Below are 24,872 nucleotides of genomic sequence, written 5' to 3' on the forward strand. Positions count from 1 at the left end.
TCCCTCAGCCGACCCACTCCGGGTCGGAGCTCGCCTCGCCCTGCACGTCGCCGGTCGAGGACGTCGCCCGGGTCTCGCCCTCCAGCGACCGCTCGACCGCCTCGCGCAGCGGGACGAAGCCGTGGCCCGGCACCAGGTCGCGTCGTACGTCGTCGTCGCGGCAGACCATCTCGTGGGACAGGCTGTCGACCAGGCTGGTCACCGTGCCCCGAGGCATCTGCGACAGCAGCGCCGCGACCTCGCCGACCAGCCACATCGGCACGAACGGCACCGTGATCTGCGGGCGACGGAGGTTCGCCACGTCGGCGTACAGGTCGAGGAGCTCGGGGTAGGTCAGCACCTCGTCGCCACCGAGGTCGTAGGGCCGGTCGATCCGGGCGGGGTCGTCGACGCCGACCGCGCGGGTCAGCACCTCGACGACGTCCTCGACCGCGACCGGCTGCAACGAACGCTTCATCCAGGTCGGCACCAGGGTCACCGGCATCCGACGGCTCAGCTTGCGCATCAGCTCGAACGAGGTGGAACCACCGCCGACGACCATGGCCGCGCGCAGGGTCGTCGTCGGCACGCTGCTCGCCTCGAAGACCTCCTCGACCTCGAGCCGCGAGCGCAGGTGGTCGGACAGCTCGCCGTCGGGGACCAGGCCCGACAGGTAGACCAGGTGGCCCACCCCCGCTGACTCGCACGCGTCGGCGACCCGCTCGGCGGCCTCGCGGTCCTTCTCCACGAAGTCGCCGCCGGCCATCGAGTGGACCAGGTAGACGACCACGTCGACGTCCGCGACCGCGTCGCGGACCGACTCGTCCTCGGTCACGTCGAGGACCACCGGCTCGACGTCGTCGGACCAGTCGAACCGGTCCAGCCCGTCGGGGTCGCGGGTCGCCACCCGCACCGTGTGATCCGCCTGCACCAGCTCCGGCACCAGGCGGGAGCCGACGTACCCCGTCGCTCCCGTCACCAGCACGCGTCGTACGTCCGTCATCGGGTCCCCCGCTCGTGGCGACCGCGGTGGACGCTCTCACCCCCGGTGCCCGACCCGGCGGTCTCCGAACCGCCGGGTCGCGCACGTCACGTCCGGATCACCGGCAGGGGATCACGTCCTGGCTGCCGAGGAAGCCGTCGTACACGCGCTCGCGGTTGCCGACGGTCGGCTGGGAGACGACCGTGTACGCCGCCGCGCCGGTGGCCCGGGCGCCGGTGCCGGGGAAGTGCGCGCGGTGGACCTTGACCCGCAGCTTGATCCGCGGCGCGTCGATCCCGGGGAAGCAGGCCGAGCCGCGCCGGGCCTCTCGGGCCTCCTGCGGGCTGACCCGGTCGCCGGGCTGCTGCCCCCGGTAGCGGAAGACCACGTTGCTCACCGCGCCGGTCCGCCGCTCCCACGGTGCGGTCAGCGAGATCGACATGCCCTCGGTGAGCCGGGTGGGCACCCGAAGCACGACCTTCCCGTCCCGGACCCGGCGCACCGGGCCGGACCACGCCGCGTCCTCCCCGCTGCGGTAGGAGTGCGCCGTGAACGAGCAGTCGTCGCACCCGACGACCCGCAGCACGACCCTCGTGATCTCGGCCCTCTCCGCGGGCGCTCCGGCGGTGGCCGGCGGTGCCGTGGTGGTCAGTGCCGTGGTGGTCAGGGTCGTCGCTGCGAGGACGCCCGTGAGGGCGAGGACCGCAGCCCGAGCTGCTGTGCGCGTCATGGTGGAGCTCCTTCTGGTCGGTGGATCGTGCTTGTCGGTGAGTGGGACACCGTCCGGCCACGAGAAGTTGTCGCCGCTCACGAGTGCTGACCTCGATCGCCGAAACGCCTCGTCGTCCGGCGCAGGCGATCTAACCTCGGCCCGTGAGCCTCTGGTCGCGACGGTCGCCGACGCACCGCGCCGACCTCGACGACCCGACCTGGGAGCCGCCGGTCCTGCCGCCGCGTCCGCCGTGGCACCGCGATCGGGTGGGGCTGGCGCTGGCCCTGATGGCCCTGGTGTGCCTCGTGATCGGGCTGGCGGCCTCGGTCAACGACTGGGATCGGCCGTGGTCGTTGGCGCTTCCCGTCGGTCTCGTGGCGAGCTTGATCGCCAGGCTCCGGAGCTGGTGGTTCGAACGGCGGACCGCCGCCGCGAGCGGTGAGCACGCAACGGTTTCCTGAGCGTGGTCGGTTGCCGGGTCACCGACAGCGCCTGAGCTGTCTGCTCGCGCAACCGGATCACGGTCTCGACACGCCCGTCGCGGCCTCGCAGGCTCGGCCGCGGGGCTCGCTCGACCTCTTCGCCTCAGTACGGCGAGCGAGCTCGCCGTACTGGCTCAGACGTTGAAGCGGAACTCGACGACGTCGCCGTCGACCATGACGTAGTCCTTGCCCTCCATGCGGACCTTGCCGGCCTCCTTGGCCTTCTGCATGGAGCCGGCGGCGGTCAGGTCGTCGAAGGAGACGACCTCGGCCTTGATGAAGCCCTTCTCGAAGTCGGTGTGGATGACGCCGGCGGCCTGCGGGGCGGTGTCGCCCTGGCGGATCGTCCAGGCGCGCGACTCCTTGGGGCCGGCGGTGAGGTAGGTCTGCAGGCCGAGGGTGGCGAAGCCGACGCGGGCCAGCACCTCCAGGCCGGGCTCGGTGACGCCGGCCTCGGCGAGGAACTCGGCCGCCTCCTCCTCGTCGAGCTCGACCAGCTCGGACTCGAACTTGGCGTCGAGGAAGATCGCCTCGGCCGGCGCGACGAGCGCCTGCATGCGGGTCTTCAGCTCCTCGTCGGCCAGCTCGTCGGAGTCGCAGTTGAAGACGTAGATGAACGGCTTGGCCGTGAGCAGGGACAGCTCGCGCAGCAGCGTCCGGTCGATGGAGGTGGCGATGATCGGCGTACCGGCCTCCAGCGCCTCCTTGGCCTGCTGAGCGGCCTCCAGGTTGGCGACCAGGTCCTTGACCTTGCGCGCCTCCTTCTCGAGGCGCGCGATCGCCCGCTCGACCGTCTCCAGGTCGGCGAAGATCAGCTCGGTCTGGATGGTGGAGATGTCGTTGCCGGGGTTCACCTCGCCGTCGACGTGGGTCACGTCCTCGTCGCGGAAGACCCGGGTCACCTGGCAGATCGCCGCGGACTCGCGGATGTGGGCGAGGAACTTGTTGCCCAGGCCCTCCCCCTGCGAGGCGCCGCGCACGATCCCCGCGATGTCGACGAACTCCACGGTCGCCGGGAGGATCCGCTCGGACCCGAAGATCTCCGCCAGGACCGGCAGCCGCGAGTCGGGAACCCCCACGACGCCGACGTTGGGCTCGATCGTGGCGAACGGGTAGTTCGCCGCGAGCACGTCGTTCTTGGTCAGGGCGTTGAAGAGGGTGGACTTGCCGGCGTTGGGCAGGCCGACGATGCCGATGGTGAGAGCCACGAGGGGCGAGTCTAGGTGCGTACGGCGAGCACCCAGGAATCAGCGCACCGGCCGGATGGGGCCGTCCCCCGGCGGGACCGCCTCGAGCACCTCGACCTCGTCGCCCACCCGGATGGTCACGCCCGCGACGTCGGGCACCAGGTTGACGCCGAACCACACGGCGCCGTCCCACCGCCGGATCCGCGCCAGCGACGCCGTCGGCTCCTTCTCCCGGTCGGCGGTGTCGGGGTCGATGGTGGTGATCACGCAGCGCGCGCAGCCCTTGACCGCGCGGAAGACGGCGTCGCCGATGCGCACCCGCCGCCAGTCGTCCTCGGCCCACGCCTCGGTGCCGGACACGACGACATTGGGCCGGAAGCGGGTCATCGGCAGCGGCTCGTGCGCGCCCTCCGACCGCTCCACGACGGCGTCGTTGAGCGCCGCCAGCGACGCCTCAGTCGCGACGAGGAGCGGGTAGCCGTCGGCGAACGACACCCGGTCGCCGGGCTCACTGAACATCGGGCTGGTGGGTCGCCGCGTCGGATCGTCGAGGTGCACGAGGCGCGCCGTACGCCCCAGGGCCGCGGTGAACCAGCGGTCGGCCTCCTCCCCCGCCGGGGCCGCGGTCAGCAGCGAGCTCCACAGCCCCACCGGGACCTGGCTCGCCGGATCGGGCGTCGGTACGACGAGCCGCGGCAGCTCGGGCGCGGTCACGACGAGCCCGTCGTCGGTGATCTCCGGGTGGACCAGCAGCATCCGGTTGACCTCGCGCGCGGTGATCGCGGCCCCGATCTCGTCCACGACCATCCAGCGCCGGTCCCCCGCCAGCCCCCAGGGCTCGACGAGCGCGGACGCCACGGACTCGCCGCGGCAGGACTTCACCGGGAACCGGTGGATCGAGGACAGGTGCGGCACGGGAGAAGGCTAGTGGCCGGCCTGGACCTGGCAGCCTTCCGCCATGACCACCCACCACTTCCGCGCCTTCGACGGCGTCGCCCTGTCCACGCGCGTCGAGGGCGCAGGCGACCGGGCCGTGCTCCAGCTGTCCGGCGGTCCGGGGATGGTCAACTACCTCCCGGCGCCGCCCGACGGGTTCCCGGCCCGGGTCATCTCCCCCGACCCCCGCGGCGTCGGCGCCAGCGCAGGCGGGCCGCACGGCCTTGAGCGGGCGATCGAGGATCTCGAGGCGCTGCGCCGCTCCCTCGGACTGGAGTGCTGGAACGTCGTGGCGGGCCACTCCTCGGGAGCGGATCTCGGTCTCGCCTACGCCGCCGAGCATCCTCACTCGGTCGCCCGGCTGGTCTCCGTCTGCGGCACCGGCCTGCAGGACGACCGCAGCTGGCACGCGGCGTACGAGGCAGCGCGGGACACCGAGCCCGACCTCGGCCTCCCGTACGACGAGGCCGTCCACCGCGCCCTCCTCGACGACTGGCGGCGCTGGATCCGCGAGCCGGACCTCTTCGAGCGGCTCCGACGGATCGACGAGCCGCCCCGCTTCGTGGTCGCCGAGCTCGACATCCGCCCGTCCTGGCCCGTCGCCCAGCTGGCCTCGCTGATGAGCGAGCGACCGCTGGTCGTGACCGGCGTCGGTCACGACTTCTGGCACACCCACCCCGAGCACTGGTGGGCGCTCGTCGCGCCGGAGGTGGGGCGACCTCCGGGCGAGCCCGACCCCGGCGAGGCCGCCTCCCATGTCCGCGAACGGCTCGACATCATCGGTCCGCTGGTGGAGGCGGTCGACGACGCCCACACGGTCCTCGACCTGGTCCTCGGGTCGGCGGACGTCCGGGAGGCGTCGGAGCGTCTGGTCCGCGAGCGCGGGCTGACGGAGATCGCCGCGACCGCCGTCCTCGACCTGCAGGTCCGCCGGTTCGCCGCGCGGCAGCGTCACTGGCTGGGCCAGGAGCGGGACGACCTCCTGCGCGACCTGGCCGAGCTCACGCGACCCGACGACGACGTACGTCGCCCCGGGCGCGAGGCACCCGGGGCGACGTAGGACGAGCGGTCGGTCAGGCGGGCCGCTCGCGCAGCTTCCAGACCAGCGTCGACTCGCTGTTGACCGGCGCGTTCGACACCGTGCCCGACGTCCCGGTGGGGCTGTAGCCGCACCGGCCGTTCGACTGCAGCTGGTAGCGCAGCTTGCTCGCGGTGAACGAGCGCGTCTCCTGGGTCTGGTACATCTGGTACTGGACCCCGGCGGCGCCCGGTGTGTTCAGGGTGTACGACCAGGTCTTCGTCGCCCCCCACTGCTGGGCGAGCGAGACGCCTGCGGTGGCGCTGGCCTGGGCGAAGATCACCCCGGCCTCGGCCGAGACCGAGGCGGAGACGGTGGCGGTGGTGCTCGCCGTCGCGCTCTCCGAGTAGTTGATCGACCCGGATCCCTCCACCCAGTTGCTCTCCAGACCGGTCGGCGCGGTCCCGGACGTGATGCCCGTGATGCTCCAGATCGTGGTCTGCCCGTCCTGCGCCATCGAGCAGTCGGCAGCGGACGCGACTCCTGCGGTACTGACCAGTCCCACCCCCATCAGGGCGGTAGCAGCGACTGCACTGGTGATCCGGCGAGTGGCCCGTGTGCGGGTCATCCTCTTGCTCCGTTTCTTCAGATGTCGTGCTTCTGTCGCACGCCCGGTAGCCGACGTGCGGCCGACCACGCCCGGTCGGAGAGCGGAAGGATCCGGGTTTGAAGAGATCTCTCAGGCAGCGGGGTCGGGCTCGGGCTCCACCGGGACCGCGGCCGTCCGGCCGGCCGAGGGCCGCGCGCGGAAGGTGAGCCACAGGCTCACCGCGACGTAGTAGGCGACGTACGCGAGCGAGGCGACCGAGAGCCAGTCGGGGGCGTCCGGCAGCTGGGCGGTGATGACGCCGAACGCGACCAGCCAGAGGGTCGCGAGGGTCATGTTGAGGTACCAGAGGTCGGCCGTGCGCGAGGGGTAGACGTACTTCACCGGCACGAAGACCAGCACCGCGAAGGCCATCAGCAGCACCACGGTCGCCCCGGTGCCGATCCCGAAGACGATGACGTAGAAGGCCACCACGTTCCAGTACGACGGGAAGCCCAGGAAGAAGTGGTCCTCGGTCTTCGCGTCGCTGCGGCAGAACTGGTAGCAGGAGGCCAGCAGCGGGATCGCCGCGACCACCCCGCCGGCGGCGCCGTCCGGCAGGTAGCCGTTGGCCCACAGCAGCACCATCGGCGCGAACGCGTAGGTGAGGTAGTCGACGATGTTGTCGAGCAGCGCCCCGTCGATCTGGGGCACCACCTCCTTGACCCGGAAGTGCCGGGCCAGGAAGCCGTCGGTGCCGTCGACGACCATCGCGACCAGGAACAGCCACAGGACGGTCTCGACCTCGCCCTCGTAGGAGAAGTGCACCATCAGCAGCGCCAGCACGGAGCCGACGGCGGTGTAGGCGTGGACGGACCACGCGGCGAACCTCTCCATGTGGCGCAACCCTACGGGCTTACTAGGGTGAGCCCGTGCGACTGGCCACCTGGAACGTCAACTCCCTCCGCTCCCGCATCGACCGTGTCGAGGCGTTCCTGCAACGTCACGACGTCGACGTCCTGGCCCTGCAGGAGACCAAGGCCCGCGAGGACCAGCTCCCGCTGATGGGCCTGCAGTCCCTGGGCTACGAGGTCGCGGCGGCCGGCGTCAGCCAGTGGAACGGCGTCGCGATCATCAGCCGGGTCGGCCTGGAGGACGTCGAGGTCGGCTTCGCCGACATGCCCGGGTACGGCGAGCCGCTGGCCCCGGAGGCGCGCGCGATCGGGGCGACCTGCGGCGGCGTACGGGTGTGGTCGCTCTACGTGCCCAACGGCCGCAAGCCCGACGACCCGCACTACGTCTACAAGCTCGACTGGCTGGCCCGGCTGCGCGACGCCGCGCAGGCCTGGACCGACGGCCCCACCGCGCTGGTGGGCGACTGGAACATCGCCCCGACCGACGAGGACGTCTTCGACGTGAAGCAGTTCGCGAAGTCGACCCACGTCACCCCGCCCGAGCGCGCGGCCTTCCAGCGCTTCCTCGACGACGGGTACGTCGACGTCGTCCGCCCGCACACCCCCGGCCCGGACGTCTACACCTACTGGGACTACTACCGGCAGCGCTTCGAGCGCAACCGCGGCCTGCGCATCGACTTCGTCCTCGGCTCTGCCTCCTTCGCCAGCCGCGTGACCGGCGCCTTCATCGACACCGAGGAGCGCGACCCCGCGCAGTTCTCCGGCCCGCCGTCGGACCACGCGCCCGTCGTCGTCGACCTGGCGGACTGATCACGGCGTCCGTGGCCCTGAGTCCGCCTGCTCAGGCGGCGCGGACCCGCGGGGATCCAGGATGGCGGCATGCTCGTCTGGTCGCTCCCGCTGCTGGTCACCCTGGCGTTCGTCGCCCTCCTCCTGCTCCCGACCACGCGTGACCCGCTCCCGCCCTGGTTCCGCACGACCCTCTGGCTCGCCGCGCTGGTCGTCCTCGCGCTTGTCGGATTCCTGACCGGGACCGCTCACTTCGAGGTGACGCAGTGCCGGGGGGCGGCCTCCACGGGTGAGTGCGGCGTCGCGGTCGTCGAGGGCCTGCTCTGGGCGGTCGGTGGCGTCGCGCTGGTGGCCGCCGCCTGGCTGATCGACGCCTTCCGGCGCTCGCGCTGAGTCCGGTGTCACCGGCACTGTCGGTGGCCCCCGCCATGCTGGCTCCATGGAGACCCTCACCGCCCTCCTCACCCTGCTGGTCGGGCTCGCCCTGGGCGCGCTCGTCGGCGTCCTGTGGGCGCGCTCGCGCCCCCAGCACGTGCAGGCCGTCGGCCAGGGCATGGTCGACCAGGCGGAGGTGATGCTGGGCCTCGACCGGTTGAGCGACCAGCTGGCCGACCTCGACCACCAGCGCTCGATCTGGCAGGGCCAGCTGCACCAGCAGGTGGCCGACATGCGGCTCTCGACCGAGACGCTGCGCCGCGAGACCCACGCGCTGAGCACCGCCCTGCGCAAGCCCCAGGTGCGGGGCCGCTGGGGCGAGCTCCACCTCCGCCGCGCCGTGGAGCTGGCCGGGCTGGTCGACCGGTGCGACTTCTCCGAGCAGGTCCGGCTGGACGACGGTGCGCTCCGCCCCGACCTCGTCGTCCGGCTGGTCGGCGGCCGCAGCGTGGTCGTGGACGCGAAGGTCCCGCTCGACGCCTACCTCGACGCCACCTCCGCCGACGACGACGAGCGCCCGGCCCACCTCGCGCGCCACGTCCGACAGCTCCGCACCCACGTCGACCAGCTCGGGGCCAAGGCCTACTGGCGCGCGCTGCCCGAGACGCCCGAGTTCGTGGTGCTCTTCGTGCCGGCCGAGTCGTTCCTGGCCGCGGCGCTCGAGACCGACGGGTCCCTGATCGAGTACGCCGCGGCGCGCCAGGTCGTGCTCGCCACGCCGACCACCCTCATCGCGCTGCTGCGCACGGTCGCCCACGGCTGGACCCACGAGGCCCTCGCCGACCAGGCCCGCGAGATCCACCGCCTGGGCCGCGACCTGCACGGGCGGCTCGGGACCCTCGGCGGACACCTCGACCTGGTGGGCCGCTCGCTCAACGCCGCGGTCGGCCACTACAACTCGGCGGTCGGCTCACTGGAGTCGCGGGTGCTGGTCGCCGCTCGCCGGTTCAGCGACCTGGCGGTCACCGACGAGCCGCTGCCCACCCCGCGGGCCGTCGAGCTGCGGGCCGTCGACCGGCGCGCCGCCCCCGACGAGACCGCCCCCACCCCTAACGTGGGCTGGGAGAAGGAGGCGCGGTGAGCGGCAGGACCCTCTGGGAGCAGGGCCACGAGCCCGGTCGGCAGATGGTCGCGCTCGGACTCGCCGCCGCCCTGACCGTCGTCGCGCTCGACCTGCTCCTCACCGGGCGGGTCAGCGTGCTGTTCGACATCGCATTCGTCGCCCTTTCCATCGGCCTGGCCCTGCGGGTGCGCCCGCGCGACTTCTTCACCGTCGGTGTGCTGCCGCCGCTGGTGATGGTGTCGGTGTTCCTGCTGCTCGCGGCCACCCGCCCGGAGGCGGTCGCCCACCCCGACGACAGCGTCGTCCAGGCTGTGATCTCCGGCCTGTCGAGCCACTCGGTGGCCCTCGTCCTCGGCTACGGCCTGTGCCTGGCCTGTCTGGCCGTGCGTCAGCGGTTCGTGCCGGCGGAGCCCCGGCCGGCCGCGCCCGCCGCGGACGTCAGGCCTCGAACCGCTCCGGATCCCCAGCACCACGCCGGGTGACCTCCGGCGCGCCGTCCGACCAGTCCACGACGGTGGTCGGCTCCGCCGGGGTGTCCCCCGCCTCGACGACCAGGTCCACCTGGTGGTCGAGCTCCTCCTTGACGTCCCAGCCCGACGTACGCGGCTCGGTCTCGCCCGGCAGGATCAGCGTGCTGCTCAGCAGCGGCTCCCCCAGCAGGTCCAGCAGGGCCTGCACGACCGTGTGGTCGGGGATCCGCACGCCGACGGTCTTCTTCTTCGGGTGCAGCAGCCGGCGCGGCACCTCGGGGGTGCCCGGCAGGATGAAGGTGTAGGGCCCGGGCGTGCTGGCCCGGATCGCCCGGAACGCCGCGTTGTCGACGTGCACCAGCTGACCCAGCTGCGAGAAGTCCTTGCACACCAGCGTGAAGTGGTGGCGGTCGTCGAGCCCGCGGATCTTCAGGATCCGGTCGCGCCCGTCCCGGTTGCCGAGCCGCGAACCGAGCGCGTAGCCGGAGTCGGTCGGGTAGGCGATCAGCTGGTCGTCACGCAGGGCGTCCACGACCTGCCCCAGCAGCCGCGGCTGCGGGTTGTCCGGGTGGATGTCGACGTAGCGGGCCACGGCTCAGGCCCGCGCCGCGGCAGCGGCCTTCAGATCGCGGCGCAGCTCCTTGGGCAGCGAGAAGATGAGCGACTCCTCGGCGCTGTGCACGGCCTTCGCGTCCGGGAAGCCCCGCTCGGCCAGGAACGCCAGCACGCCGTCGACCAGCGCCTCGGGGACGCTCGCGCCCGAGGTGACGCTGACGCTGCGGACGCCGTCCAGCCAGGCCTCGTCGATCTCGCTCGCGTCGTCCACCCGGTACGACGCCTTCGCCCCCGCCTCCAGGGCGACCTCGACCAGCCGCACCGAGTTCGACGAGTTGCCCGAGCCGACCACGATCACCAGGTCGGCGCCCGGGGAGATCTCCTTGACTGCCAGCTGGCGGTTCTGGGTGGCGTAGCAGATGTCGTCGCTCGGCGGGTCGAGCAGCTCGGGGAAGCGCGCCCGGATCGCCGCGACCGTCTCGAGGGTCTCGTCGACCGACAGCGTGGTCTGCGAGAGCCAGGCGACCCGCGAGGGGTCGCGCACCACGATGTTCGGGACGTCGGCCGGGCTCTCGACGAGCTGGATGTGGTCCGGGGCCTCGCCCGCGGTGCCCTCGACCTCCTCGTGACCGGCGTGCCCGATCAGCAGGATGTCGTAGTCGTCGTCGGCGAAGCGCCGCGCCTCGTGGTGGACCTTGGTCACCAGCGGGCAGGTCGCGTCGATGGTCTTCAGCTCGCGCTCGGCGGCCTGGCGGTGCACCTCCGGCGAGACGCCGTGGGCGGAGAACACCACGGTCTGGCCGGCCGGCACCTCGGCGATCTCCTCCACGAAGATCGCACCGCGCGACTCGAGGTCGGCGACGACGTGCTTGTTGTGCACGATCTGCTTGCGGACGTAGACCGGCGAGCCGTAGAGCTCCAGCGCCTGCTCCACGGTCACGACGGCGCGGTCGACACCGGCGCAGTAGCCGCGCGGTGCCGCCAGCAGGACCGCCTTCTCGGCGTCCTCCGGCGACAGGATCGGCGGCATGCCCATGTCGGTCGTCATGGCGCCCAGTCTAGGTGTGTCCCTGGCATCCCCTAATCTCCCCGCATGGCCCTGGAGACCTCGCCGCAGGCACCGGCCCCGGTCCGGCAGATCGCCAACGCGATCGCCGGCTGGGTCGACCGGCTCGGTGCGGTGTGGGTCGAGGGCCAGGTGGCCCAGGTCAACCGCCGTCCCGGCGTCGGCACGGTCTTCCTCACCCTGCGCGACACCGTCGCCGACATCTCGGTCCCGGTGACCTGCTCGCGCACCTACTTCGACGGCCTCAACCCGCCGCTGGTCGAGGGCGCGAGCGTCCTGGTGCACGCGAAACCGTCCTACTACGCCAACCGCGGCACGATGTCGCTCTACGCCCGCGAGATCCGGATGGTCGGCCTCGGTGAGCTGCTGGCCCAGCTGGAGCGGCGCCGCCAGCTGCTGGCCGCCGAGGGCCTGTTCGCCGCCGAGCTGAAGCGACCGCTGCCGTTCCTCCCGGGCTGCGTCGGCCTGGTCACGGCCCCCAACAGCGCGGCCGAGCGCGACGTCCTGGAGAACACCCGCCGCCGCTGGCCCGCCGTCCGCTTCGAGGTCGCGTACGCCGCGATGCAGGGTCCCCGGTCGGCCAGCGAGGTGATGGAGGCCCTGGAGCGGCTCGACCGCCACCCCGACGTCGAGGTGATCGTCGTCGCGCGCGGCGGCGGCTCGGTCGAGGACCTGCTGCCCTTCTCGGACGAGGCCCTGGTCCGCGCCGTCGCCCGCACCCGCACTCCCGTGGTCTCGGCCATCGGCCACGAGCCCGACAGCCCGCTGCTCGACCTGGTCGCCGACGTGCGTGCCTCGACGCCGACCGACGCGGCCAAGCTCGTCGTGCCCGACGTCCTGGAGGAGGTCCGCGGGGTCACCTGGGCCCGCGACCAGGTGCGCGCCGGGCTGCGCCGGATGCTCGACCGCGAGCAGGCCGGTCTCGACGCGCTCCGCTCCCGCCCCGCCCTGGCCGATCCCCGCCACCTCCTCGACGTCCGGCTCGACGAGGTGCACGCGCTCCGCGACCGGGCCCGGCGCACCCTCGGCCACGCGCTCGACCGGGCCGCCGACGACGTCGGTCACCAGCGCGCCCGCGCCCGCGCCCTCTCCCCGCTGGCCACCCTCCAGCGCGGGTACGCCGTCCTGCAGAACGGCGACGGCCACGTCCTGACCTCCGTCGCCGACGTGACCGCGGGCGACGCGGTCAGCGTCCGGGTCGCCGACGGCCGGGTGCACGCCACGACCACGACCACCGAGCAGCTGGAGGACCCCGGTGCCTGAGAAGCAGACCGAGCAGAAGCCCTCCTACGAGGACGCCCGCGAGGAGCTCGTCGACGTGGTCCGTCGCCTGGAGGCCGGCGGCACCACGCTCGAGGAGTCGCTGGCCCTGTGGGAGCGCGGCGAGAAGCTCGCCACCTGGTGCCAGGAGTGGCTCGACGGCGCCCGCCAGCGCCTCGACGACGCGATTGAGAAGGACGAGGGCTAGGAGACCGGGTCGAGCGTCAGCAGCCCGATCAGCGTCTCCTGGTCCGCGACCGGCGCGGAGCCGTAGACGAGCAGGTTCTCCTCACCCTGTCCGGAGACGACCTCGGTGGCGAAGCCGTGGTCCCCGCCCTCGTCGGAGAAGGTGTCCCACTCGGAGCCGAGGGCACTCTCCACCGTGGCCGGCCCGTCCTCGGTGGCGTCCTCGTCGACCAGGTCGGCGACCAGGTCGTCGACGGACTCGTCCTGCTGGCGCAGCCCGACGTACCTGCCGTCGTCAGTGAGGATCCCGAGACCCCAGCCCGGGCGCGGGCCGCGGTCGACGACCACGCTGGTCACCTTCCAGCCCTCGGGCAGCGTCGGCGGGTAGGCGACCTGGCGGCCGCTGTCCTGGAGGGCCGCGACGGCCGGGAGGTAGTCGACCGGCTGGAGGTCGGCCTCGGGGGTGTCGCGGAAGACCTCGCGGAAGATGACGACCCCCAGGACCGCCACCACTGCCACGATCATCGACCCGATCAGGCCGCCGGTGGTCCGCTGGTAGCGGCCCGGCTTCTCGGCCGGCTGCCCTGACTCGCTCACGGCCCCATCCTCACAGGTGCCGTAGGTTGCGCGCGTGCCGCCCTCCGTCGACCTGCTGCAGCAGGTCGTGCCGCTCGTCGCCCTCGCCGCCCTGCTGACCACGGCCTACCGACACCCGCGCGCCCGCGTCGAGACGGCCGTCGCGGTGCTCGCGGCCGCGGTCGTGCTCGCGGCGGGCGCCGTACCGCTCGGGGACGCGTGGGACGCCGTGGAGCACCTCGCCCCGGTGGTGCTGTTCCTCGTGACGATCCTCGTGGTGGCCGAGGTCTGCGCGCGGGCCGGCGTCTTCGCCGCGGCGGCGTACGCCGTGCGCCGTACGGCGGGCGACCGGCCGGTCCGCCTCCTGGCCGGGACGTTCGTGCTGGCCGCCCTGGTCACGACGGTGCTGAGCCTGGACGCCACGGTGGTGCTCCTCGCCCCCGTCGCGGTCGCGGCGGCCGCGGCTCTCGGGACGTCGACCCGCCCGGTCGCCCACGCCTGCCTGCGGATGGCGAACTCGGCCTCGCTGCTGCTGCCGGTCTCCAACCTCACCAACCTGCTCGCCCTCCCCGACCTAGACCTGTCGTTCCACGAGTTCGCGGTGGCGATGGCACCGGTGCTGGCCGCCGTCCTGGTGGTGGAGTACGTCGGGCTGCGGCTGCTCTTCCGGCGCGAGCTGGCCGGGCCGACGACGCCCGACGTCCCCGAGCGGCCCGCCGTGGAGCCGGTGCCGCTGGTCGTGGTCGGGCTGATGCTGGCCGCCTTCGGCCTGCTCTCGCCGCTCGGTGTCGAGCCGGGCTGGGTCTCGACGGTGGCCGCGGCGGTGCTGGTGGCCTGGGCCGGCCGTCGCGGCCTGATCGGCGTGCGGGCGACCGCCTCGGCCGCGCACCCGTCGTTCGCCGTGTTCGTGCTCGGCCTCGGCGTCGTCGTGGCCGGGGTCGCCGACGGGGTCGTGGGCGACGTGGTCGCCGACCTGCTGCCGGGCGGGACCGGCTTCGCGGGGCTGCTCGCCGTCGCCGTGCTCGCCACCGTGCTGGCCAACCTGCTCACCAACCTGAGCGCGACCCTGCTGGTGGTGCCGCTGGTGGCGCCCCTGGGCCCGGAGGCCGTGCTGGCCGCGCTGCTCGGGCTGAACATCGGCTCCGGCCTGACCTACTCGGGCTCGCTGGCCAACCTGCTGTGGCGGCGCACCCTGGCCCGCACCGGCGCCGCCCCCGGGCTGCGCGACCTGCACCGGGTGAGCCTGGCGCTGACCCCGGTCTCGCTGCTGGTCGCCGTCGCGATGCTGAGCTGGACCTACTGATCCGCATCTGCGGCACCAATCGAGCAGAAGAGCCGTATCTGCGGCATGATGGCCGCGTGACGACGTACCGGATCGCGGAGGCCGCCGAGCTGCTCGGCGTCAGCGACGACACCCTGCGGCGCTGGACCGAGGCCGGCCGGGTGGCCTCGACCACCGAGGACGGCCGCACGGTCATCGTCGGCACCGACCTCGCAGCCTTGGCCGAGTCCCTCGCCGACCACCCGGACCGGGACGCCACCCGAGCCGCGGCCGTCAGCGCCCGGAACCGCCTGGCCGGCATCGTCACCAAGGTCACCAAGGACACCGTGATGGCGCAGGTCGACCTGATCTGCGGGCCCTACCGGATGGTCTCCCTGATGAGCACCGAGGCCGCCGAGGAGCTCGGCCTGGCCCCCGGCGTACGCGCGATCGCGTCCGTCAAGTCCACCAACGTCGTCGTGGAGCGTCCCTGATGAAGCGTGCCCTGCTGCCTGCCCTCGCCCTGCTGCTGCCGCTCACGGCCTGCGGGGGTGACGACGAGAGCACCGCGAGCGACGACGGCAGCGGGATCACCACCCTGACCGTGTACGCCGCCGCCTCGCTCACCGCCACCTTCGAGCAGATCGCCGAGGACTTCGAGGCCGAGCACGACGGCGTCGAGGTGGAGCTCAGCTTCGGCGGCTCGTCCGACCTGGTCACCCAGATCACGGAGGGTGCCGAGGCCGACGTCTTCGCCTCCGCCGCCACGAAGAACATGGACGACCTGGTCGCGGCCGACCTGACCGGCGCCGAGCCGCAGGACTTCGCCACCAACGTGCTGGAGATCGCCGTACCCCCGGGCAACCCGGCGGGCGTCAAGTCGCTGCAGGACCTCACCGGCGACCTCAACCTGGTCCTCTGCGCGCCGGAGGTGCCGTGCGGCGCGGCCGCGCAGAAGGTCGCCGAGGCGGCCGGGGTCACCTTCTCGCCGGTGAGCGAGGAGCAGGCCGTGACCGACGTCTTGGCCAAGGTCGCGTCGGGCGAGGCCGACGCCGGCCTGGTCTACGTCACCGACGTGGCCGCCGCTGGCGACGACGTCGAGGGCATCGAGTTCCCGGAGTCGGCCGACGTGGTCAACACCTACCCGATCGCCCCGGTCGCCGACAGCGACGAGGCCGACCTGGCGCAGGAGTTCGTCGACTTCGTGCTCGGCGCGACCGGCCAGTCGGTCCTCCAGGACGCTGGCTTCGGGCAGCCTTAGCCCCTGTGACCACCCAGCAGCGCCAGGTCGGGGTCCCCGCCTGGATCTACCTGCCCGCACTGCTCGGCGCTGTCCTGGTCCTGCTGCCGCTGGCCGGCATGCTCAGCCGGGTCGACTGGTCGAGGTTCGTGGACCTGGTCACCACCGAGTCCGCCCGCACGGCGCTCGGGCTGAGCCTGCGCACCTCCGCCGTCAGTACGGCGCTCTGCGTGCTGCTCGGCGTGCCGATGGCGGTCGTGCTGGCCCGGACGTCGTTCCCGGGTCAGGGCGTGCTGCGCTCGCTGGTGCTGCTGCCGATGGTCCTGCCGCCGGTCGTCGGCGGCATCGCACTGCTCTACACCTTCGGCCGCAAGGGCCTGCTCGGTGCCGAGCTCGACGCCCTGGGCGTCCAGGTCGCCTTCTCGACGATCGCGGTCGTGCTGGCCCAGACCTTCGTGTCGCTGCCGTTCCTGGTCGTCAGCCTGGAGGGGGCGCTGCGCAGCGCCGGGCAGCGCTACGAGGTGGTCGCGGCCTCGCTCGGCGCCTCGCCGACCACGGTGTTCCGGCGGGTCACCCTGCCGCTGGTCCTGCCCGGGCTGGTGTCGGGCGCGACGCTGGCCTTCGCCCGGTCGCTGGGCGAATTCGGCGCCACGATCACCTTCGCCGGCAGCCTCGAGGGGACCACCCGGACCCTGCCGCTCTACATCTACCAGCTCCGCGTCACCGACCCCGACGCCGCCGTGGCCATGTCCCTGCTGCTGGTCGTGGTCGCCGTCGTCGTCATCGGCTTCGCCCGCCCGGGGCGCACGGGATGACCCTGCACCTGCACGCCACCGTCGCCGACCGCGGGTACGACGTCGCCCTCGACGTCGCCGACGGGGAGACGGTCGCGCTGCTCGGACCCAACGGCGCCGGCAAGTCCACGACCCTCGACCTGGTCGCCGGGCTGCTGCGCCCCGACTCCGGCGCCGTCCACCTCGACGACCGCGAGCTCAGCGGCGACCGGGCCTGGGTCGCGCCCCACGACCGCCGGGTCGCCCTGCTCGCCCAGGAGCCGCTGCTCTTCCCCCACCTCAGCGTGCTCGACAACGTGGCCTTCGGCCCACGCAGCGCGGGTGCCCGCCGGGCCGTGTCGCGCGAAACGGCCCGGCACTGGCTCGCCGAGGTCGGGGCCGGGGACCTCGCGGACCGCTCCCCCGCCCGGCTCTCGGGCGGCCAGGGTCAGCGGGTCGCCGTCGCCCGGGCGCTGGCCGCCGACCCGCGGCTGCTGCTGCTCGACGAGCCGATGGCCGCACTCGACGTCGCCGTGGCCCCGGCCCTGCGGCAGACCCTGCGCCGGGTGCTCGCCGACCGCTCGGTCGTCGTGGTCACCCACGACGCGCTCGACGCCCTGCTGCTGGCCGACCGGGTGGTCGTCCTGGAGGACGGCCGGGTCGCCGAGGAGGGACCGGCCGCCGAGGTGCTGGCCCGGCCGCGCAGCGCCTTCGCCGCCCGGATCGCCGGCCTCGACATGCTCCGCGGCCGTTGGGACGGCGGCGTCCGGACCGCCGACGGCTCCCTCGTCCACGGCCTGGTGACCGGCCCGGAGCCGGAGCCGGGCGACCCGGTCGTGGCCGTCTTCCGGCCCGCCGCCGTGGCGGTCTACCGCGAGCCGCCCGGTGGCAGCCCGCGCAACGCGTTCGCGGTCGAGGTCACCGATCTGGAGCCGCTCGGCGACCAGGTCCGGGTCCGGGCGGGCGACCTCGCGGCCGACGTCACGACGTACGCCGCCGCCGAGCTCGACCTCGCTCCGGGGACCTGGGTCACGTTCAGCGTGAAGGCCAGCGAGGTCGCGGTCTACCGCACCTGAGCGGGGGAACTGCCGACCCCGGATCACCGATAGGGTTCGGCCCATGACGGAGAGCCTGAGCGTCGCCCCCGAGTCCCCCGACCGCAACCTCGCCCTCGAGCTCGTCCGCGTCACCGAGGCCGCGGCCATGGCCGCCGGTCGCTGGGTCGGCAAGGGCGACAAGAACGGCGCCGACGGCGTCGCGGTCAACGCGATGCGGGTGATGATCTCGACCATCGGCATGCGCGGCACCGTGGTCATCGGCGAGGGCGAGAAGGACAACGCGCCCATGCTCTACAACGGCGAGGAGGTCGGCGACGGCACCGGGCCCGAGTGCGACGTCGCGGTCGACCCGATCGACGGCACCACCCTGACCGCGAAGGGCATGAGCAACGCCGTCGCGGTGCTCGCGGTGGCCCCGCGCGGCTCGATGTACGACCCGTCCGCGGTGTTCTACATGGACAAGCTCGCCACCGGCCCCGAGGCGGCAGACGTCGTCGACATCCGCCTCCCGGTCGCCGAGAACATCCACCAGGTCGCCAAGGCCAAGGGCGGCAAGCCCGAGGACGTCACCGTGGTGCTCCTCGACCGGCCCCGCCACCAGCAGCTCGCCGACGAGATCCGGGCCACCGGTGCCCGGATCAAGTTCATCGTCGACGGCGACGTCGCGGGTGCCATCTCGGCGGCCCGGCCCGACAGTGGTGTCGACCTGCTGCTCGGCATCGGCGGCACCCCCGAGGCGATCATCACCGCCTGCGCGATGAAGGCGATGGGCGGCGTGATCCAGGGCCAGCTGTGGCCGACCGACGGCGAGGAGCGGCAGAAGGCGCTGGACGCCGGCCACAACCTCGACCCCGACTTCGTGCTCACCACCGACGAGCTGGTCACCGGCGACGACTGCTTCTTCGTGGCCACCGGCATCACCGACGGCGACCTCATGCGCGGCGTGCGCTACGCCGGCGGCGGGGCCACCACGCACTCGCTGGTGATGCGCTCGCGCAGCGGCACGATCCGCTCGATCACCTCCGAGCACCGCCTGCAGAAGCTACGCGCTTACTCCGCGATCGACTTCGACCGCTGACAGCGGGGTGAGCTGCGTCGCCAGGGCGGCGCTGACCTGGTCGACGACCCGCGGGTCCACGGCCATGCCGACGTGGCTCGCGGTCACCTCGACCGGGACGGCGATCGGGTCGACGCAGGCCCGCCAGTCGACGATGCCGTCGCGCCGGCTGTAGATCGCGGTGAAGGCGACGTCGTCGGCCAGCGGCTCGCGACTCTCGTCGAAGCTCTGCCGCGCGCAGGCGCCGCCCACGCACTCCTCCGACATCAGCCCGGGCAGCCCGGCCCGGCTCAGCCGGACCAGGACGTCGACGCTTGCGGTGAGGGCCAGGTGGTGAGCGCCGGGCGCCAGCATCGGGCTGCCCATCGTGACGATGCCCGACACCAGGTCCGGGCGTCGTACGGCGACCCCGCGGGCCAGCATCCCGCCGAGGCTGTGCCCGACGACCTGCACGCGGCTGCCGCGCCGCATCGCGATCGACTCGAGCCGGGCCTCCAGCTGGGCCGCGGCGTTGAGGGTGCAGCCCACATTGGCGCGGATGTGCGAGCGGTAGGTGCGGAATCCGCGCTGGCGCAGCACCGTCGACATCAGGCTCAGCGACAGGTCGCCGGCCAGGAAGCCCGGCACCAGGACCACCGGGTCGGCGAACCGCTCCGGGGCGCGGTCGCCGTACGGCGTGGCGTGGCGGACCCGTCGGTCGCCGACCCGCCGGACGACGTGGCGACCGGCCTCGCCGACCAGGCTCGCCTCGCGCAGCACCGCTCCGACCCCGGGTCGGGCGAAGCCCGCCGGGAGCAGGAACGAGGCGAGGGTGTTCTGGCTCACACCAGCAGATTACGGCGATGCCACACGAAATCGTAGGAATTCCAACCATCCGGGCATTTCCTGACAGCGGCAGTGTCAGCAACACTCTTATCCATGACCAGCGCGCCCGAGGTCCTTGTCTCCCCCGAGCTGTTCGCTCCCGTCGGCGACGGCGTCGAGCTCTGCTACCAGACGTTCGGCGACCCCGACGACGAGCCGCTGCTGCTCGTCATGGGCCTCGGCGGCCCGATGACCTGGTGGGACCCCGAGCTCTGCCGGATGCTCGCGGGCCGCGGCTTCTTCGTCATCCGCTACGACAACCGCGACACCGGCCGCTCCTCGCGGATGACCGGGCGGGTCGGCCGGGCCACGCTGGTCCGGGCGTTCACCGGCGCGAAGGTGCGGGCGCCGTACTCCATCGCCGACCTGGCGCGCGACGCCGTCGGGCTGCTCGACCACCTCGGCCTCGACTCCGCCCACGTCGTCGGCGTGTCGATGGGCGGCATGATCGCCCAGACCGTGGCCCTCGACGCCCCGTCCCGGGTCCGCTCGCTGACCAGCATCATGTCGACGACCGGCAAGCGCAGCGTCGGCTGGCAGCACCCCTCGCTGCTCCCCACCCTGCTGGGCGGACGCGGCGACTCGCGCGAGGAGTACGTCGCCGGCAGCGTCGTGATGGCCCGGCTGATCGGATCGCCCGCCTACCCCGAGCCGGAGGAGGGTGCCCGCCTGCGTGGCGAGGAGACGTTCGATCGCGGCATCAATCCGGCGGGCGTGCTGCGCCAGATGGTCGCCGTGCTGACCCAGCCCAACCGCGGCCAGCGGCTGCGCGGCATCCGGGTCCCGACCCTGGTCGTGCACGGCCTGGCCGACAAGATGGTGCACGTCTCTGGCGGGCGGGCGACCGCCGCGGCGGTCCCCGGCAGCGAGCTGCTGCTGGTCGACGGCATGGGCCACGACCTCCCGGTCGAGCTGTTCGAGACCTTCACCGCCGTGATCCGCCGCAACGCCGATCGAGCCTGAACCACCCCGCTCACCTTTTGGGGTGACGACGACGTTTCCTGAGAGCCCTCCTTGGTTAGTGGACAAACCACGTGAACAGGGACTAGACCGTGTGACACGTGCCACACGATCCGGGGAGGGGCCGCATGTCGTCATCCGCACCACCACCGAGGCGGAGGAGGAGGCGTCGGTCGCTCGCGGCCGCGACCGTCCTGACCTGCGCCGCCGGCCTGCTGACCGCCTGCGGCGGTGACTCCGGCAAGCCGGTGCTCACCTGGTACCTCAACCCCGACGGCGTCGAGGTGCTCGACGGCATCGCCGAGCGGTGCAGCACCGACCGCTACGACATCGAGACCGAGCTGCTGCCCACCGGCGCCACCGACCAGCGCGTCCAGCTGGCCCGCCGGCTGGCGGCCGAGGACGACACCGCCGACCTGATGAACCTCGACCCGGTCTTCGTGGCCGAGTTCGCCAACGCCGGCTGGCTCGAGGAGATGCCGGCCGACACGCTCACCGACGACACGCTCGAAGGCATCGCCGAGACCGTGCGCTGGGACGACAAGGTGTACGCCGCTCCGCTGTGGGCCAACACCCAGGTGCTCTGGTACCGCAAGTCCCTGGCCGAGCAGGCCGGGCTCGACATGAGCGGTCCCGTGACCTGGGAGCAGGTCATCGACGCCGCGTCGTCGGTCCCGGACGCGAAGGTCGGCGTCCAGGCCGACCGGTACGAGGCCTACGTCGTGTGGATCAATGCGCTCATCCAGGGCGCGGGCGGCGACATCATCTCGGACGTCGAGGCCGGCAAGGACGCGTCGGTGGACATCGACTCGGACGCCGGCCGGGCCGCCGCCACCGTCATCCAGCAGTTGGCCGGGTCCAGCGCCGCCCAGGGCGACCTCTCCGTGTCCCGCGAGGGCACCAGCCTGCCGGCCATGTACTCCGGGCCCGGTGAGTTCATGACCAACTGGACCTTCGTCTACCAGAACTACAAGGGCCTGGTCGGCGGCGACATCACCGAGGAGGACTTCGCTGACCTCGGCTGGGCCCGCTACCCGGCCACCGTGGAGGGCGAGGAGTCCAAGCCCCCGGTCGGCGGCATCGACATCGGGGTCGGAGCGTTCAGCAAGCACCCCGACCTCGCCCTCGAAGCCGCGCAGTGCATCACCGAGACGGAGTCGCAGGTGCGACTGGCCGTCGACGCCGGACTGATGCCGGCGACCCAGTCGGCCTACGAGTCGCCCGAGCTGGCCGAGGCGTACCCCGCTGACCTGCTCGCGCTCTTCCAGGAGAGCGTCGACCAGGGTGGTCCGCGACCCAAGAGCGCCTACTACGCCACGATCTCCAGCGCGATCCAGAGCGTGTGGCACTCGCCCGAGTCGGTCGACCCGGACACCACCCCGAAGGAGTCGGCGAAGTTCCTCTCCGAGGTGCTCGAAGGGAAGGCCCTGCTGTGACCTCCACCGTCGCCACCCCCGCCACCAAGGGCGGGCGCCAGGCCCCCGAGACGAGCGACCGCGCCAAGGCCGAGAGCCGGCTCGCCGCCAAGCTCGTCGCCCCGGCCCTGGTCGTGATGCTCGTCGTCACGGCGTTCCCGATCCTGCGAGCCCTGTGGCTGTCGTTCTACAACTACTCGCTCACCGCACCCGAGGACAAGGAGTTCGTCGGGCTTAGCAACTACCTCACCGCCCTCACCGACGGGCTGTTCTGGCGCGACATCGGCATGACGGTGATCTACATGGTGGTCACCGTCGGCGTGGAGCTGGTCATCGGCTTCATCTTCGCGATGGTGATGCACCGGGTGATCTTCGCCCGCGGCGTGATCCGGACCTCGATCCTGATCCCCTACGGCATCATCACGGTCGTCTCGGGCTTCGCCTGGCAGTTCGCCTTCACTTACCAGAACGGCTTCGTCAACGGCTGGCTCCCGTTCATCGACGACCAGTTCAACTGGTTCGGCGACACCGTGCCGGCCGTCATCGCGATCATGGTCTCGGAGATCTGGAAGACGACGCCGTTCATGTCGCTGCTGCTCCTGGCCGGCCTGGCCCAGGTGTCCGACGACATGATCGAGGCGGCCAAGGTCGACGGCGCCACCTGGTGGCAGCGGCTGTGGAAGGTGATCATCCCGAACATGCGGGCGGCCATCATGGTCGCGGTGCTGTTCCGGGCCCTCGACGCGTACCGCATCTTCGACAACATCTTCGTGATGACGAACGGTGCGGTGAACACCGAGTCGATCTCGTTCCTCACCTACCGGCAGACCATCGAGCAGTTCCAGCTCGGCATGGGCTCGGCGCTCGCCGTCCTGCTCTTCCTGTCGGTGCTGCTGGTGGCGTTCATCATCGTCAAGCTGTTCCGGGTCGACCTGGCCCAGGCCCGAGGGGAGGGTTGAGATGAAGAAGACCGGACTCGTCGTCGGCGTCGCAGCGGTGCTCGTGTGGTGCCTGCTGCCCGTCGCGTGGATCGTCTCGCTGTCCTTCAAGAGTCAGGACGCGGTGTCCAACGGCACCGACCCCGGCTTCCTCCCGCTCGACTCCTTCACCGGCTGGGACAACTACCAGGCGGTGTGGGACGACGAGCAGTTCCGTCGGGCCATCCTGAACTCGCTGGGGATCAGCCTGATCGCCACGCTGCTCTCGGTGATCATCGCGACGCTCGCGGCGTACGCCATCGCCCGTCTGGAGTTCCGCGGCAAGAAGTTCGTGCTGACCGTGGCCCTGGCCATCGCGATGTTCCCGGTGGTCTCCCTGGTCAGCCCGCTGTTCGACCTGTGGCGCACCATCGGCCTCTACGACACCTGGCCGGGGCTGATCATCCCCTACATGTCGTTCACGCTGCCGCTGGCGATCTGGACCCTCTCCGCCTTCTTCCGGGAGATCCCGTGGGAGATGGAGCAGGCCGCGCAGGTCGACGGCGCCACGTCGTGGCAGGCGTTCCGCAAGGTGATCGTCCCGCTCGCGGCACCCGGTGTCTTCACCGCAGCGATCCTGACGTTCTTCTTCGCCTGGAACGACTTCGTCTTCGGGATCACGCTGACCTCGACCGAGAACGCCCGACCGATCCCGGCGGCACTCTCGTTCTTCGTCGGACCCGACCCGTTCCAGCGGCCGGCGGGCCTGCTCGCCGCCGCCGCCGTCATCGCGACGATCCCGATCGTCGTCATCGTCCTGCTCTTCCAGCGCAAGATCGTGGCCGGACTGACGTCCGGCGCGGTGAAGGGATAACGCCATGGCTGCCATCACCATGAAGAACATCGTCAAGAAGTACGGCGACGGCTTCCCGGCCGTGAACGACGTCTCCATCGACGTCGCCGACGGGGAGTTCGTGATCCTGGTCGGCCCGTCGGGCTGCGGGAAGTCGACCCTGCTGCGGATGATCGTGGGCCTGGAGGACATCACCTCCGGCGACATGGTCATCGGGGACAAGCGAGTCAACGACCTGGCCCCGCGCGAGCGCAACCTGGCCATGGTGTTCCAGAACTACGCTCTCTACCCCCACCTGTCGGTCTACGAGAACATCGCGTTCCCGCTCCGGCTGGCCGGCGCGAGCAACGACGAGGTCGACAAGAAGGTGCGCGAGGCGTCCAAGACGCTGGAGCTGGACGAGCACCTGGAGCGCAAGCCGGCCAACCTCTCCGGTGGTCAGCGCCAGCGGGTCGCGATGGGTCGGGCGATCGTCCGCGAGGCCGACGCGTTCCTCTTCGACGAGCCGCTGTCCAACCTCGATGCCAAGCTCCGTGGCCAGATGCGCACCGAGATCTCCCGGCTGCAGAAGAAGCTCGGCATCACCACCGTCTACGTCACCCACGACCAGACCGAGGCGATGACGCTGGGCGACCGCGTCGCCGTCCTCAAGCGCGGTGTGCTCCAGCAGCTCGCCTCTCCGCGCGAGCTCTACGACAACCCCGGCAACCTGTTCGTCGCGGGCTTCATCGGCTCTCCGCCGATGAACTTCCTGCCGGCCGAGGTCGACGGCACCACCGTCAAGCTGCCGTTCGGCTCCGTGCAGATCCCGGCCGACAAGGCCGAGAAGGTGGCCGGCAAGGGCCTGCTCATCGCCGGCATCCGGCCGGAGAACTTCGAGGACGCCTCGGTGATCGAGGCCAAGGACGAGGCGTCGACCTTCACCGCGAAGGTCGAGGTCGTGGAGTGGCTCGGCAACGAGACCTACGCCTACATCCCCTTCGAGGCCCCGCCCGAGGTCGAGGAGCAGCTGCGCCAGCTCGAGCGCGACCTCGACGGCGAGTCGCTGCGCACGCAGCTCGTCGTCGCCCTCGACGGCACCAGCAGGATCAAGGAGGGCGAGGAGGCGCAGATCTGGATCGACTCGCGCAAGATGCACCTCTTCGACCCGGCGACGGGCGAGAACCTGACGGTCGACAAGGCCAACGCCGGACGGATCCTCGGCAACGCGATGGCCGAGGCAGCCGAGCAGCCGGCGGCCGCCGGCTGAGTCGCACGGACCCACCCGACGGGGCGGGC

At 72.1% G+C, this 24,872-nt stretch carries 29 protein-coding genes; 19 read left to right on the forward strand and 10 right to left on the reverse strand.

Annotated features, from left to right (window positions below):
- Nucleotides 1–4 precede the first annotated feature (4 nt).
- Nucleotides 5–982 (reverse strand): NAD(P)H-binding protein, encoded by a 978-nt coding sequence (locus BLT76_RS15690; protein WP_090858040.1) that lies wholly within the window; start codon nucleotides 980–982, stop codon nucleotides 5–7.
- Nucleotides 983–1,079: 97 nt separating this feature from the next.
- Complete coding sequence (locus BLT76_RS15695) at nucleotides 1,080–1,691, reverse strand: hypothetical protein (protein ID WP_090858044.1); 612 nt, start codon at nucleotides 1,689–1,691, stop codon at nucleotides 1,080–1,082.
- 143 nt (nucleotides 1,692–1,834) lie between these two features.
- Here BLT76_RS15695 and BLT76_RS15700 point away from each other — a divergent pair, with 143 nt between their 5' ends.
- A complete protein-coding gene (locus BLT76_RS15700) occupies nucleotides 1,835–2,134 on the forward strand; it encodes a hypothetical protein (protein WP_090858047.1) in 300 nt (99 codons plus the stop codon).
- A 155-nt stretch (nucleotides 2,135–2,289) separates the two neighbouring features.
- Here BLT76_RS15700 and ychF read toward each other — a convergent pair whose 3' ends face one another.
- Together ychF and BLT76_RS15710 are read right to left on the reverse strand one after the other, a co-directional pair.
- Nucleotides 2,290–3,363: a redox-regulated ATPase YchF gene (gene ychF / locus BLT76_RS15705; RefSeq protein WP_090858049.1), complete on the reverse strand. Its 1,074-nt coding sequence runs from the start codon at nucleotides 3,361–3,363 to the stop codon at nucleotides 2,290–2,292.
- A gap of 39 nt (nucleotides 3,364–3,402) precedes the next feature.
- Nucleotides 3,403–4,257, reverse strand: coding sequence for an MOSC domain-containing protein (locus BLT76_RS15710; protein ID WP_090858052.1), 855 nt, complete (start codon nucleotides 4,255–4,257; stop codon nucleotides 3,403–3,405).
- A 43-nt stretch (nucleotides 4,258–4,300) separates the two neighbouring features.
- On the opposite strand from BLT76_RS15710, the gene BLT76_RS15715 reads away from it, so the two are divergent.
- Entirely contained in the window at nucleotides 4,301–5,338 is a 1,038-nt protein-coding gene (locus BLT76_RS15715; RefSeq protein ID WP_090858054.1) for an alpha/beta fold hydrolase, read from the forward strand.
- A gap of 13 nt (nucleotides 5,339–5,351) precedes the next feature.
- Here BLT76_RS15715 and BLT76_RS15720 read toward each other — a convergent pair whose 3' ends face one another.
- Together BLT76_RS15720 and BLT76_RS15725 are read right to left on the reverse strand one after the other, a co-directional pair.
- On the reverse strand, nucleotides 5,352–5,813 hold the full coding sequence (locus BLT76_RS15720) for a hypothetical protein (protein WP_090858057.1): 462 nt from the start codon (nucleotides 5,811–5,813) through the stop codon (nucleotides 5,352–5,354).
- A gap of 222 nt (nucleotides 5,814–6,035) precedes the next feature.
- Nucleotides 6,036–6,779, reverse strand: coding sequence for a CDP-alcohol phosphatidyltransferase family protein (locus tag BLT76_RS15725; protein ID WP_090858060.1), 744 nt, complete (start codon nucleotides 6,777–6,779; stop codon nucleotides 6,036–6,038).
- 35 nt (nucleotides 6,780–6,814) lie between these two features.
- Between BLT76_RS15725 and BLT76_RS15730 the strand changes: the two genes are divergently transcribed.
- From BLT76_RS15730 to BLT76_RS15745, 4 genes are all read left to right on the forward strand, one after another.
- Nucleotides 6,815–7,606: an exodeoxyribonuclease III gene (locus BLT76_RS15730; protein WP_090858064.1), complete on the forward strand. Its 792-nt coding sequence runs from the start codon at nucleotides 6,815–6,817 to the stop codon at nucleotides 7,604–7,606.
- A gap of 69 nt (nucleotides 7,607–7,675) precedes the next feature.
- Entirely contained in the window at nucleotides 7,676–7,978 is a 303-nt protein-coding gene (locus tag BLT76_RS15735) for a hypothetical protein (protein WP_090858067.1), read from the forward strand.
- A 46-nt stretch (nucleotides 7,979–8,024) separates the two neighbouring features.
- Nucleotides 8,025–9,101 carry a DNA recombination protein RmuC gene (locus BLT76_RS15740; RefSeq protein ID WP_090858070.1) on the forward strand — a complete coding sequence of 359 codons (1,077 nt, stop codon included), beginning with the start codon at nucleotides 8,025–8,027 and terminating at the stop codon, nucleotides 9,099–9,101.
- Nucleotides 9,098–9,565, forward strand: a complete 468-nt coding sequence (locus BLT76_RS15745) for a DUF6542 domain-containing protein (RefSeq protein ID WP_244509431.1) — start codon at nucleotides 9,098–9,100, stop codon at nucleotides 9,563–9,565. Before BLT76_RS15740 ends, BLT76_RS15745 begins: the two co-directional genes overlap by 4 nt.
- Here the strand turns inward: BLT76_RS15745 and BLT76_RS15750 are convergent.
- Both BLT76_RS15750 and BLT76_RS15755 read right to left on the reverse strand, forming a co-directional pair.
- Complete coding sequence (locus BLT76_RS15750) at nucleotides 9,522–10,145, reverse strand: L-threonylcarbamoyladenylate synthase (RefSeq protein ID WP_090858073.1); 624 nt, start codon at nucleotides 10,143–10,145, stop codon at nucleotides 9,522–9,524. The two genes, BLT76_RS15745 and BLT76_RS15750, sit on opposite strands and share 44 nt — an antisense overlap.
- Nucleotides 10,146–10,148: 3 nt before the next feature.
- Entirely contained in the window at nucleotides 10,149–11,156 is a 1,008-nt protein-coding gene (locus BLT76_RS15755; RefSeq protein ID WP_090858076.1) for a 4-hydroxy-3-methylbut-2-enyl diphosphate reductase, read from the reverse strand.
- 45 nt (nucleotides 11,157–11,201) lie between these two features.
- On the opposite strand from BLT76_RS15755, the gene xseA reads away from it, so the two are divergent.
- Both xseA and BLT76_RS15765 read left to right on the forward strand, forming a co-directional pair.
- The gene (gene xseA / locus BLT76_RS15760; protein ID WP_090858079.1) at nucleotides 11,202–12,437 is read left to right on the forward strand and encodes an exodeoxyribonuclease VII large subunit; all 1,236 of its coding nucleotides are present in this window, start codon (nucleotides 11,202–11,204) and stop codon (nucleotides 12,435–12,437) included.
- Entirely contained in the window at nucleotides 12,430–12,642 is a 213-nt protein-coding gene (locus tag BLT76_RS15765) for an exodeoxyribonuclease VII small subunit (RefSeq protein WP_090858082.1), read from the forward strand. Before xseA ends, BLT76_RS15765 begins: the two co-directional genes overlap by 8 nt.
- Here the strand turns inward: BLT76_RS15765 and BLT76_RS15770 are convergent.
- Nucleotides 12,639–13,217, reverse strand: a complete 579-nt coding sequence (locus BLT76_RS15770; protein WP_090858084.1) for a DUF4245 family protein — start codon at nucleotides 13,215–13,217, stop codon at nucleotides 12,639–12,641. The two genes, BLT76_RS15765 and BLT76_RS15770, sit on opposite strands and share 4 nt — an antisense overlap.
- A 34-nt stretch (nucleotides 13,218–13,251) precedes the next feature.
- Here BLT76_RS15770 and BLT76_RS15775 point away from each other — a divergent pair, with 34 nt between their 5' ends.
- The 6 genes from BLT76_RS15775 to glpX are packed head-to-tail and all read left to right on the forward strand — an operon-like array spanning nucleotide 13,252 to nucleotide 18,606.
- Nucleotides 13,252–14,499 (forward strand): SLC13 family permease, encoded by a 1,248-nt coding sequence (locus BLT76_RS15775; protein ID WP_090858087.1) that lies wholly within the window; start codon nucleotides 13,252–13,254, stop codon nucleotides 14,497–14,499.
- 56 nt (nucleotides 14,500–14,555) lie between these two features.
- A complete protein-coding gene (locus tag BLT76_RS15780) occupies nucleotides 14,556–14,951 on the forward strand; it encodes a TOBE domain-containing protein (RefSeq protein ID WP_090858091.1) in 396 nt (131 codons plus the stop codon).
- Complete coding sequence (gene modA, locus BLT76_RS15785) at nucleotides 14,951–15,718, forward strand: molybdate ABC transporter substrate-binding protein (protein ID WP_090858095.1); 768 nt, start codon at nucleotides 14,951–14,953, stop codon at nucleotides 15,716–15,718. Before BLT76_RS15780 ends, modA begins: the two co-directional genes overlap by 1 nt.
- A gap of 5 nt (nucleotides 15,719–15,723) precedes the next feature.
- Nucleotides 15,724–16,512: an ABC transporter permease gene (locus BLT76_RS15790; protein WP_244509432.1), complete on the forward strand. Its 789-nt coding sequence runs from the start codon at nucleotides 15,724–15,726 to the stop codon at nucleotides 16,510–16,512.
- Entirely contained in the window at nucleotides 16,509–17,546 is a 1,038-nt protein-coding gene (locus tag BLT76_RS15795; RefSeq protein WP_090858098.1) for a sulfate/molybdate ABC transporter ATP-binding protein, read from the forward strand. Before BLT76_RS15790 ends, BLT76_RS15795 begins: the two co-directional genes overlap by 4 nt.
- Before the next feature lie 43 nt (nucleotides 17,547–17,589).
- Nucleotides 17,590–18,606 (forward strand): class II fructose-bisphosphatase, encoded by a 1,017-nt coding sequence (gene glpX / locus BLT76_RS15800; RefSeq protein WP_090858102.1) that lies wholly within the window; start codon nucleotides 17,590–17,592, stop codon nucleotides 18,604–18,606.
- On the opposite strand, the gene BLT76_RS15805 is transcribed toward glpX, so the two are convergent.
- Nucleotides 18,571–19,410 (reverse strand): alpha/beta fold hydrolase, encoded by an 840-nt coding sequence (locus BLT76_RS15805; RefSeq protein ID WP_090858104.1) that lies wholly within the window; start codon nucleotides 19,408–19,410, stop codon nucleotides 18,571–18,573. The genes glpX and BLT76_RS15805 overlap by 36 nt on opposite strands.
- Before the next feature lie 93 nt (nucleotides 19,411–19,503).
- On the opposite strand from BLT76_RS15805, the gene BLT76_RS15810 reads away from it, so the two are divergent.
- The 5 genes from BLT76_RS15810 to BLT76_RS15830 all read left to right on the forward strand — a co-directional run bounded on the left by BLT76_RS15810 (nucleotide 19,504) and on the right by BLT76_RS15830 (nucleotide 24,843).
- Nucleotides 19,504–20,412: an alpha/beta fold hydrolase gene (locus tag BLT76_RS15810; protein WP_090858107.1), complete on the forward strand. Its 909-nt coding sequence runs from the start codon at nucleotides 19,504–19,506 to the stop codon at nucleotides 20,410–20,412.
- Nucleotides 20,413–20,537: 125 nt separating this feature from the next.
- On the forward strand, nucleotides 20,538–21,845 hold the full coding sequence (locus BLT76_RS15815; protein WP_090858110.1) for an extracellular solute-binding protein: 1,308 nt from the start codon (nucleotides 20,538–20,540) through the stop codon (nucleotides 21,843–21,845).
- Nucleotides 21,842–22,783, forward strand: a complete 942-nt coding sequence (locus BLT76_RS15820; protein WP_211752997.1) for a carbohydrate ABC transporter permease — start codon at nucleotides 21,842–21,844, stop codon at nucleotides 22,781–22,783. The genes BLT76_RS15815 and BLT76_RS15820 overlap by 4 nt, the downstream gene beginning before the upstream one ends.
- Before the next feature lies 1 nt (nucleotide 22,784).
- A complete protein-coding gene (locus tag BLT76_RS15825; RefSeq protein WP_090858113.1) occupies nucleotides 22,785–23,615 on the forward strand; it encodes a carbohydrate ABC transporter permease in 831 nt (276 codons plus the stop codon).
- Between the two features lie 4 nt (nucleotides 23,616–23,619).
- A complete protein-coding gene (locus tag BLT76_RS15830; protein ID WP_139175567.1) occupies nucleotides 23,620–24,843 on the forward strand; it encodes an ABC transporter ATP-binding protein in 1,224 nt (407 codons plus the stop codon).
- Nucleotides 24,844–24,872: the final 29 nt, after the last annotated feature.

This window comes from Nocardioides lianchengensis, assembly GCF_900101465.1.
GTDB classification, from domain to species: Bacteria; Actinomycetota; Actinomycetes; order Propionibacteriales; family Nocardioidaceae; genus Nocardioides; species Nocardioides lianchengensis.